Below are 9,655 nucleotides of genomic sequence, written 5' to 3'. Positions count from 1 at the left end.
AAGACAAAAAATGCGTTAGCGTTTTGGATTTCTATTTGCAGGAGTGGATCTACTCTGGATCAAAGAATTTAATCCTGGATGACTTTTAAAACAAAACATTCAATGTCGGAGACATTGAATGTTTTGTTTGACTAATTTCATCATAATTAGAAATATTGTCAGTTTCCTTTTGTTGTAACTATTGATTAAACCTCTGCTTTCTCTTTTGTGTATTCTGAAGGCAGTTGCATAGTGCATAAGGCCTCCTTGTCCTTATGGATTTCTTCATTGACGACTTCCCCAAAATAGACAGTGTGGTCGCCCATGTTCAAACTTTTAACAACCTTACAAGTCAAATATCCAATAGTATCTTCAATAATAGCCTGATCGTTTTGCTTTTTAAAAGGCACACCATTTATTTTACCATCTTCAATATTAGATTTTGTACCGAATTTTCTAACATATTCTTTGTGGTCTTTCGATAATAAGTGGATCGTGAAATGTTCGCTATAGTCAATAGTCTCGTTCAAATCACTTTTTTGACCAACGGCGACAGAAATAATCTCGGGCGCAAAAGAGACTTGAGATACCCAATTTACTGTTCCTGCTGCTATATAGTCATTTTCACGAGTTTTGAGATTATCAGACTTTTTCAAAGCTGTAACTATGTAATAACCGTAAGTAAAATTCTGTGTTAGTTTGCTCATAATTTTATTTTTTTTATTAATATTTCAGTGGGCTTTATCAGGTATTATCTAATCTGTATTTTGGGTTTTTAGAAAATACCCGTAAAAGAAGTATAAATGTGTAAAATTTAAATACTTACCCAAATTTATTTGATTTAGCTTAAAAATACATGAATTTTATAAATCGGATTGTTAAAGAAATGGCAAGATTGAATAATGATTTCGATTTTAGCGGTTTGAAAAGCATAGAGCAATAAAATTCAGGAAGTTTTCAAAAATAATTTAAATACATAAATCAAAAATCTATTTCCTGAGATGAACTACAAAGAATACGCTATTGAAGTTGTGGTTGAAAAATGAACCAACTTAGTTATTTATGGCTTATGATGTTTGAAAAGTATATTATGCAATGCATCTTTCGTTTTTAAGTTAAATAGATCTCCTCGAAAGCGTGAAATTCTATTGTCTGATTATGAAAAAGTTTCATAAAAATCGGTATTCATTAATAGGTGATTTCTAAATAAAAGTCAAAATTCTGCTGATTTATTAATATTTTTCTGAAGTCACATAAATATTCAATCATTTTTTGTATATTAATGTAAATCGTTAATAATAAGCGGTTTGTTAATTTTAATCTATAAATATTTTAACTATGGCAAATTCAAATATTAATTTCGAAAAATTCGCTAAGGAGGCTAATTCATACATTAATGACTTGGCAAAAGATCTGGGGCATCCAGAGGAAAAAGACCGAACAATGATACTTTGGCGAGCGGTCATGCATACTATTAGAGATCGTATACATATTGGAGAATCGCTTCAGATAGCAAATCCTCTTCCTATGATTTTCAAGGGCGTTTATTTGGAGGGTTTGTCATATTCAGAAAAGCCACCTTTAGATTATCAAACTCTTGAAGAAATGAAGAATCAGGTCAAAAAGCATCAAAATATGTATGGTGAAGATGAGTTCTCTTGGTCAAAATCTACTGACGAACTTGTTTTAATTACTATGAATTCACTTAAGCGTTTTATGTCTGAAGACCAACTGGATCACATTAAAGATCAAATGCCATTAGAGGTGAAAAAGATGCTAAAAGAATCCTTGTAAATCTCCTTTATGCATTTTAAATAATATTAGATAGAATTACCGCCGATGCTGTGCGTCGGTGGTTTAGAAGAAAGCTTATAAACCTAAGGTTTTTATCAAACCAAAAATAAACTCTCTTCCGATAAATTCCTCGATGACTCTGCATCGAGGATTATTTATTTGTAAACCTCTGATTTTTGCTTAATTTTTTTAAATGTATTTTAATCATTTTATGATACTTAGCTCAAATTCATATTTTTAAAAAACTCCATTTTCAGTTCATTTGCATGAAGTTTCTCATCATGTCGAACCTTGAGAAGTACATTGTTTTTTTAGGATACGTGTAGATTTGTTATCAACATATTTTAGAACGAGGTTTTTGTTTAGTTTATAATTCCTGTTTGATATCTTTTGTAATTCTTCAAAAGTTCTTTATTAATTTGCCTTTATTTTGATTATGTTTAAGGTTTTTACATCTTAAAAATTAGTTTTATCAGTATTAGCAAGTACATTTTTTCTATTTTAAATCAAAATGAACAATGGTTTGCATATATATTGAACAGCATAACTGATGAAATAAATTTCATTTTATGCAAAAATTTAACTTATTTTAGTAGGTATTATTTAATACAATACAAATATATTTGATTGTTTTCTTGTTGATTCATAGGTAATTAATTAAGTTTACATGACTAGAATTCAGGATTGAATGAAACAAACTCATCTTAAAAATATCTTCTTAGATCAAAGCAAAAATCTTTTTTGGGTCATCAATCGTGATTTCCAATTAATTGATGCTAATAAAGCCTATTTGGATTTAATTTTAGAAGTGACAGGAATTGAAAGTAAACTAAATGAGTCTGTGTTTGTTGAAGGACTTAGCAAAGTAGAAATCACAAAATGGAAATCTTACTATAACAGAGCTTTTGCTGATGAATCTTTTGAAGTAGAAGAACATTTTTTTAATTCTAAAACAGATGAAACTGTACACGTTCAAATTACTTTAGAACCTTTAATAGACGACCACAACAACATATTTGCAATAGCTTGTCTTTCAAGAGACATTACTCGAATTGTTAGGAAAAAATCCGAAGCAAGTCAGATGATGGATGCATCTTTGGATGTTTTTTGCACTTTCAACAAACAAGGTGAATTTATTTATGTCAATAAAGCTGCAACTAAGCAATGGGGTTATACGCCTGAAGAATTAATTGGGACGCCATACAGATCTCTGATTGTTGAGGAAGACTTTGATGTTACAGATTCAGTAGATGCTTCCATAAGAAATGGGCAAGATATTACGTCCTTTACCAATAGATTCAGAAAAAAGGATGGCGGTATTGCTTACAATATTTGGTCATCCAGATGGGATGATCAAGCAAAACGCTTTTACTCCGTAGCAAGAGATGGCAGGGATAAAATTGAGCAAGAAAGATTATTAATTCAGAGTGAACAACGCTTCAAAGCTCTGGTTCAAGAAGGATCTGATCTTTATGCCATCATTGATGAAGAAGGATATTATATGTACATGAGTCCTTCTAGTACTTCTATTGTAGGAATACCTCCTGAAGAATTTATTGGTGAGAATGCATTTGAATTTTTACATCCTGAAGATACTGAGCGAGCAATGAATAGCCTAAAAAAAATATTAACCCAAGACAGCGTTTTTTTAGAGGCTTACCGTGCTAAAAACCACAAAGGAGAATGGCGGTGGGTTGAAACCGTTTTAACCAATATGATAGATAATACTGCTGTAAATGGTATTGTTCTCAATTCTAAAGACATAACTGAAGAGGTAAAGGAAAAAAATCAATTAAAATTACTTGAAAGTGTCATTACCAACACAAAAGACGCGATTATAATTACAGAAGCCAAACCATTAGACAGGCCTGGCCCTAAAATAATTTATGTCAACGATGCTTTTACTAAAATGACGGGCTATGAGGCCCAAGAAGTTATTGGTGAAACGCCACGAATTCTTCAAGGTCCAAACACAAATAAAGAAGAACTTGAAAAACTTAGCCAAGCAATCCGAAGTTGGAAACCTTACGAAACAACAATTATAAACTATAAAAAAAGCGGTGAGGAAATTTGGATCAACTTCAATTTAACCCCAGTAGCTAACAATAAAGGAGAATACACTCATTTTATCGCTATAGAAAGAGATGTAACTGAACAAAAAAATAAAGAATTAGAAAAAGAACTAATAGCTGAAATTAGTCTGAAATTAAATTCAAATAATAATTTTTTAGATGCTACAAAGGAATTGTGTAAATCGATTTGTGAATTTGGTAGTTTTGATTGGGCTGAATTATGGGTCACCAATATTGAAAAAAGTCATATTAAATTACTCAGTCATTACTTAGTAGATCCTAATGATGAAATATTTTATGAACTTAGTAAAGACGTTAAAACCTTTAAAATTTCTGAAAGTCTTGTGGGTAAAGTTTGGTCTGAACAGAGACAATTACTTTGGGATAATATTGAAAAACAAACAGACTTTGTAAGAAAAAATGCTGCTAAAAAAATAGGTTTAAATGCCATTCTTGGTATCCCCCTAATTTTTAATAATGAAGTTATAGGAGTACTAAAGATTGGTGTCAAAAAAGACGCTGATATTTTAAAAAAACACACTGATATTCTTCAACATTTAGAGGGATTTATCGGCTCTCAATTAAAACGTAAAAAATTAGAAAACGACCTAAGTCATTTGTTTGATGCAATTCCTGATATTATTTGTGTTTTAGATTTTCAAGGTAAATTTCTTAAGATAAATAAAGCTGGCTCCAATTTGCTCGGCTATAAAGAAGATGACATACTTTACCATCTGATTGACGAATTTACCCATCCCAATGAAAAAGGTGTTTTCAATAATAAAATTAAGCGCTTAAAAAAAGACGCAAATACCTTTAAATTTGAAAGTCGATTTATCACTAAAAAAGGTGAAGTCATTTGGTTAGGCTGGTACTTCAACCTTTCTCAAGAAGAAGGACTCTTATTCGCAACAGCTAAAAATATAACAGAAGAAAAAAACCTTAAGGAGCTTAATAGAGAAACAAGTATACTGGCAAAAATAGGAAGTTGGGAGGTCAATTTGGTTACTGAAAATCTCTTTTGGTCGGAAGAAGTACACAGATTGTATGGAACAGACCCCAATACTTTTATTCCAACTGTAGATGCTGCTATTAACTTTTACAGAGAGGATTATCGCCAACTAGCGCTATCAAAATTTGAAGAGTGTATAGCAACTGGAAGTTCCTATGAAATTGAAGCTATAATTAAAACTTCTGATAATAAGGAGCTATGGGTGCGCACTACAGCAAAAGCAGAATTCGTTGATGGTTCATGTGCAAGAGTTTATGGTAGTTTTCAAGATATAAGCGAGCGTAAACAAGCTGAAATAGAACTGCGACTAAGTGAAGCCAGATTCAGAACAATTTTTGAGATTGCCACATTAGGAATTGCCCAAGTTGACCCATCCAATGGGCGTGTGATTTTGGTAAATTCTTATTATGAGACCATAACAGGTTATTCTAAAGAAGAAATGCTCAAAATGAACTTCTTAGAGCTTACCCACCCTGATGATCGTAAAAAAGATTGGGAATTATTCAGAAAAGCGGCTCTTGGAGAAAAAGAATATAAGAATGAAAAACGATACATAAAAAAAGACGGGATCATTGTTTGGGTCAGAGTTCACCTTGCATTTATCAGGGACGAGAAAGGAAAACCCGTGAGAACTGTGGCTATTTGTGAGGATATTACAGAGCGAAAGATAGCTGCTCTTCAATTAGAAAAAAGCTTAAAAACTTTAGAAGACTATAGATTTGCTTTAGACCAATCTACTATTATTGCCTTCACAGATGAAAAAGGAGTGATCACCTCTGTAAACGATAATTTCTGTAAAATATCAAAATACAAGAAGCAGGAACTTGTAGGTCAAACTCATAGGCTTATCAATTCTAAATACCATTCTTTTGAATTTTTCAGAGATCTATGGCAAACCATTTCTTCTGGAAGTGTATGGCGTGGAGAGATAAAAAATAAAGCTAAAGACGGATCTTATTATTGGGTAGACACCACAATCGTTCCGTTTTTAGACAAAAAAAATAGACCTGTTCAATATTTAGCCATTCGTTTTGATATTACTTCCAGAAAGGAGGCCGAAGAATCTGTTTATCTTTCATTGCTTGAGAAAAATAATATTCTGGAAAGTATTTCAGATAATTTTTATGCTTTAGATGACAATCTCTGCTTCAGCTATATGAATAAAAGCTGTGCCGAACTTTTGCAAATAGACCCTGTAGAAATTATAGGTGCGAATATCTTTGAAGAATATCCCAATTTACTAGATACAGAATTTGAAAAAAATTTAAAGCACGTTAAAGAAACTAAAGAATCAGTAAGCTTTGAGTTCTATTTTGAAACTTTAGATAGTTGGTTTCAGGAAAATATATATCCAACTCCAAAAGGTCTCTCGGTATATTTCCAAGATATAACTGAAAGGATAAAGACACAACAAGAACGTAATAGTTTTCAAGTAACCTTAGAGAACAGTCTAAACGAAATTTATACATTCGATAAGGAAACATTTAGGTTTAGCTATGCAAATAAAGGAGCGCTAAAAAATCTCGGCTATACCGAAACTGAAATTAAAAAAATAACACCTCTAGAAATTAAGCCAGATTTCAACTTAAATAGTTTCGAACAACTGGTGAGTCCGCTAAAAAAGAATGAAAAAGAGAAGATTATATTTTTCACAAATCATCAAAGAAAAGATAAAAGTATCTATCCTGTAGAAGTCCATTTGCAACTTGTATCAGAAGGTAATAATGAAAATTTTTTAGCAATCGTATTAGATATTACTGAACATAAAAAAGCAGAGCAAAAAATCCTGCTTGCCAATGAACGTTTTGAAAAAGTAACCGAAGCAACCAATGACGCAATTTGGGATTGGGATATAGCCAATCAGACATTTTATCGATCTTCCGCAATTGAACGCTTTTTTGGAAAGAACGTTTCAAAGTATTTGGATCGTAAAAACTTTTGGAAGGATAAATTTCATTCAGAAGATTTAGCGGATACACAAAAAAGTTTGGATGAGGCAATTTCGGATCCTACATGTATGAGATGGACATCAAATTATAGGATTTTTAATGATAAGGGGAAAGTCGTACATGTAGCAGATAGAGGCGTAATTATTAGGGATGATAAAGGAGAAGCTATACGGATGATAGGCGCTATGACCGATATAACAGATCAAAAAATTGCAGAAGAAGAAAATAGGTTTAAAGCTAATTTATTAAGCATGGTAGGGCAGGCAGCTATAGCAACAGACCTGGATGGAGTGGTCAATTACTGGAACAAAGCCGCCGAAACTATTTATGGCTGGAAACAGGAAGAAGCACTCGGAAAAAATATTATGCAGCTTACCACACCAGAAACAGACGCAGAAGGAGCCCTGCAAATAATGAACTTGCTGAAAAAAGGAGAGTCATGGACAGGAGAATTTAAAGTTCAAAAAAAGGATGGAACGCTATTCCCGGCTCTTGTCACCAATTCTCCTATTTATGATGAACATAATGTATTGTCAGGTATCATTGGGATTTCGTCAGACATTACCCAAGAAATCATAAATAAAGAATTGCTAAAACAGTATACTGAAGAATTGGAACGTTCTAACGAAGAATTAGAGCAATTTGCTTTTATTGCCTCTCACGATTTACAGGAACCTTTGCGAATGATTTCAAGCTTTATGGAGCTATTGCAAAGAAAATACAAAGATCAACTTGATGAGAAAGCGCATGAATATATTTATTTTACAACAGACGGTGCCAAAAGGATGAAACAAATTATACTTGATCTTTTGGAATATTCCAGAGCATCAAGACCTACAGATGGAAAAGAAGTGGTTAATCTCAATGAGATTTTGTCTGAATTCAAACAATTAAGAAGAAAAATCATTTCAGAAAAATCTGCAATTATTGAATCTAATGATTTGCCAACTTTGAAAACTTATCGAGCAGCTATAACACAAATTCTACATTGCTTATTAGATAATGCAATAAAATATTCAAAAGAGGATACTCCGCCAATAGTAAAGGTTAAGGCTGTAGAAAATAAAAATGAATGGAAATTTTATATAAAAGACAATGGTTTGGGAATAGATTCAAAATTTTTTGAGAAAATATTTATTATTTTCCAAAGACTTCATAATAACGACCAATATTATGGGACGGGTGTAGGTCTTTCTATAGCAAAAAGACACATTAAATTTTTAGGTGGTGAGATTTGGTTAAAGTCCGTAAAAGGTGAAGGATCAATTTTTTATTTTACAATTTCTAAAAACTGAGTATCATGAATAACGAAAATTTAAAACTTTCACACATACTTTTAGTGGAAGATAATGAAGGAGATATTTTGCTTACAAAAGAGGCTTTTGAAGAGTGTAAAGTAAAAGTGAAAATGAGCGTTGTTAGAAATGGACAAGAAGCTTTAGATTTCCTTTTCAAAAAGGGAACTTTTGCAAATGAGAAAAAACCCGACCTTATACTTTTAGATATCAACATTCCAATCTATAATGGACATGAAGTTTTAGAGCAGATCAAGTCTGATTCAAAACTCAAAAAAATTCCAGTGATTATGCTGACAACATCTTCCAATAAAAAAGATGTAAATAAAGCATATGAGAATCATTGCAATAGTTATGTTAGAAAACCACTTAATATTAATGATTTTCTAGAAGCGATAATGAAAATTGAAGAGTTTTGGTTACAATTGTCAACAATTTCAAATTAGGTAAATGAAGAGTATAAGACAATATTCACAAAACCTATCAATTCTTATAATTGAAGATAATCAAGGTGATTTCATCTTGATTGAGGACCATTTGCTAGAAAAATTTAAGAATATTGATATTGTACATTTCACTAATTTTGAAAATTCTTATGATTACCTTCAAAACCCTGATCAAAAAGTTTCACTAATTTTATTAGATTTACATTTGCCCGATTTAAAAGGGATGGATTTGATTAATAAGTTTTTATCCTACAATTTTCAGATTCCAATTGTTATACTCACCGGATATTCTGACTTAGATTTGGCCAAAAAAAGTCTTCAAACTGGGATTCATGATTATCTAATTAAAGATGAAATTAATCCAGAGATTTTATACAAAACCATAATTTTTGCTCTAAATAGAAGTGATTTCATCAACCAAATTGAAGAGGAAAAAAATAACTATGAAAACCTTTTCAATTTCAATCCACAGCCAACTTGGTTACTAGAAGCTGAATCATTGCAAATATTGAATGCAAATATCTCAGCACAAATGAATTATGGGTTTAATTTAGATCTTTTTCAAAAAATGTCATTTCTACAATTACATCCAGACGAAGAAGTACAACTTGTAAAACTGAAATTATCCTCCAAAGAAGTTGAAACCTCCAAAAATCACTTCACACATTTTTTAGCTGATGGCAAAAAAATTAATGTAGATATCTATTTTAAGGAAATAGAAACTGTTTCAGGAAAAAGACTAATCGTGCAATCAAACGATATTTCAGAAACTTTGAATCACATTGGTACAATTGAAATTCAAAATAAAAAATTGAAGGAAATTGCTTGGACTCAATCTCATGTTGTGCGTGCGCCAATTGCCCGAATTTTGGCAATTATAAACTTAATAGAAGAGGAGCAACTACAAAACACAGATGAAATCTCTTTTTTGCTGAAACAGTTAAAACTGTCAACCGTCGAAATGGATAATGTTGTTAGGGAGATTGTTAGTGAAACTAATCGTTTTAGAAGTGAATAAAAACACATTCAACGACCAAATAAATATTTAAACATTTTCAATACCGGATGATTTTTATTTTACGCATTTTTCAAAAACAGGTAAAGACAC

The 9,655-nt window shown here is 31.6% G+C and carries 5 protein-coding genes; 4 read left to right on the top strand and 1 reads right to left on the bottom strand.

Going from position 1 to position 9,655, the window contains the following annotated elements; translation table 11 throughout:
• Positions 1-185: 185 nt before the first annotated feature.
• Positions 186-686 (bottom strand): flavin reductase family protein, encoded by a 501-nt coding sequence (locus tag EIG86_RS13795; RefSeq protein ID WP_127846763.1) that lies wholly within the window; start codon positions 684-686, stop codon positions 186-188.
• A 631-nt stretch (positions 687-1,317) separates the two neighbouring features.
• Here EIG86_RS13795 and EIG86_RS13790 point away from each other — a divergent pair.
• The 4 genes from EIG86_RS13790 to EIG86_RS13775 all read left to right on the top strand — a co-directional run bounded on the left by EIG86_RS13790 (position 1,318) and on the right by EIG86_RS13775 (position 9,565).
• Positions 1,318-1,773, top strand: a complete 456-nt coding sequence (locus tag EIG86_RS13790) for a DUF2267 domain-containing protein (protein WP_127846762.1) — start codon at positions 1,318-1,320, stop codon at positions 1,771-1,773.
• 688 nt (positions 1,774-2,461) lie between these two features.
• A complete protein-coding gene (locus EIG86_RS13785; RefSeq protein ID WP_127846761.1) occupies positions 2,462-8,101 on the top strand; it encodes a PAS domain S-box protein in 5,640 nt (1,879 codons plus the stop codon).
• A gap of 5 nt (positions 8,102-8,106) precedes the next feature.
• A complete protein-coding gene (locus tag EIG86_RS13780; RefSeq protein ID WP_127846760.1) occupies positions 8,107-8,547 on the top strand; it encodes a response regulator in 441 nt (146 codons plus the stop codon).
• Between the two features lie 4 nt (positions 8,548-8,551).
• Complete coding sequence (locus tag EIG86_RS13775; RefSeq protein WP_127846759.1) at positions 8,552-9,565, top strand: response regulator; 1,014 nt, start codon at positions 8,552-8,554, stop codon at positions 9,563-9,565.
• Positions 9,566-9,655 lie beyond the last annotated feature (90 nt).

Source organism: Psychroflexus aestuariivivens (genome assembly GCF_004010055.1).
GTDB lineage: Bacteria > Bacteroidota > Bacteroidia > Flavobacteriales > Flavobacteriaceae > Psychroflexus > Psychroflexus aestuariivivens.
The sequence above is the reverse complement of the archived record's forward strand: the minus strand, read 5'-3'. Positions and strand labels throughout refer to the sequence as shown.

Bases quoted from the DNA above. Each gene is read 5' to 3' on its own strand.
- EIG86_RS13795 (WP_127846763.1), bottom strand. From the start codon at position 686: ATGAGCAAACTAACACAGAATTTTACTTACGGTTATTACATAGTTACA.
- EIG86_RS13780 (WP_127846760.1), top strand. From the start codon at position 8,107: ATGAATAACGAAAATTTAAAACTTTCACACATACTTTTAGTGGAAGAT.
- EIG86_RS13785 (WP_127846761.1), top strand. From the start codon at position 2,462: ATGAAACAAACTCATCTTAAAAATATCTTCTTAGATCAAAGCAAAAAT.
- EIG86_RS13775 (WP_127846759.1), top strand. From the start codon at position 8,552: ATGAAGAGTATAAGACAATATTCACAAAACCTATCAATTCTTATAATT.
- EIG86_RS13790 (WP_127846762.1), top strand. From the start codon at position 1,318: ATGGCAAATTCAAATATTAATTTCGAAAAATTCGCTAAGGAGGCTAAT.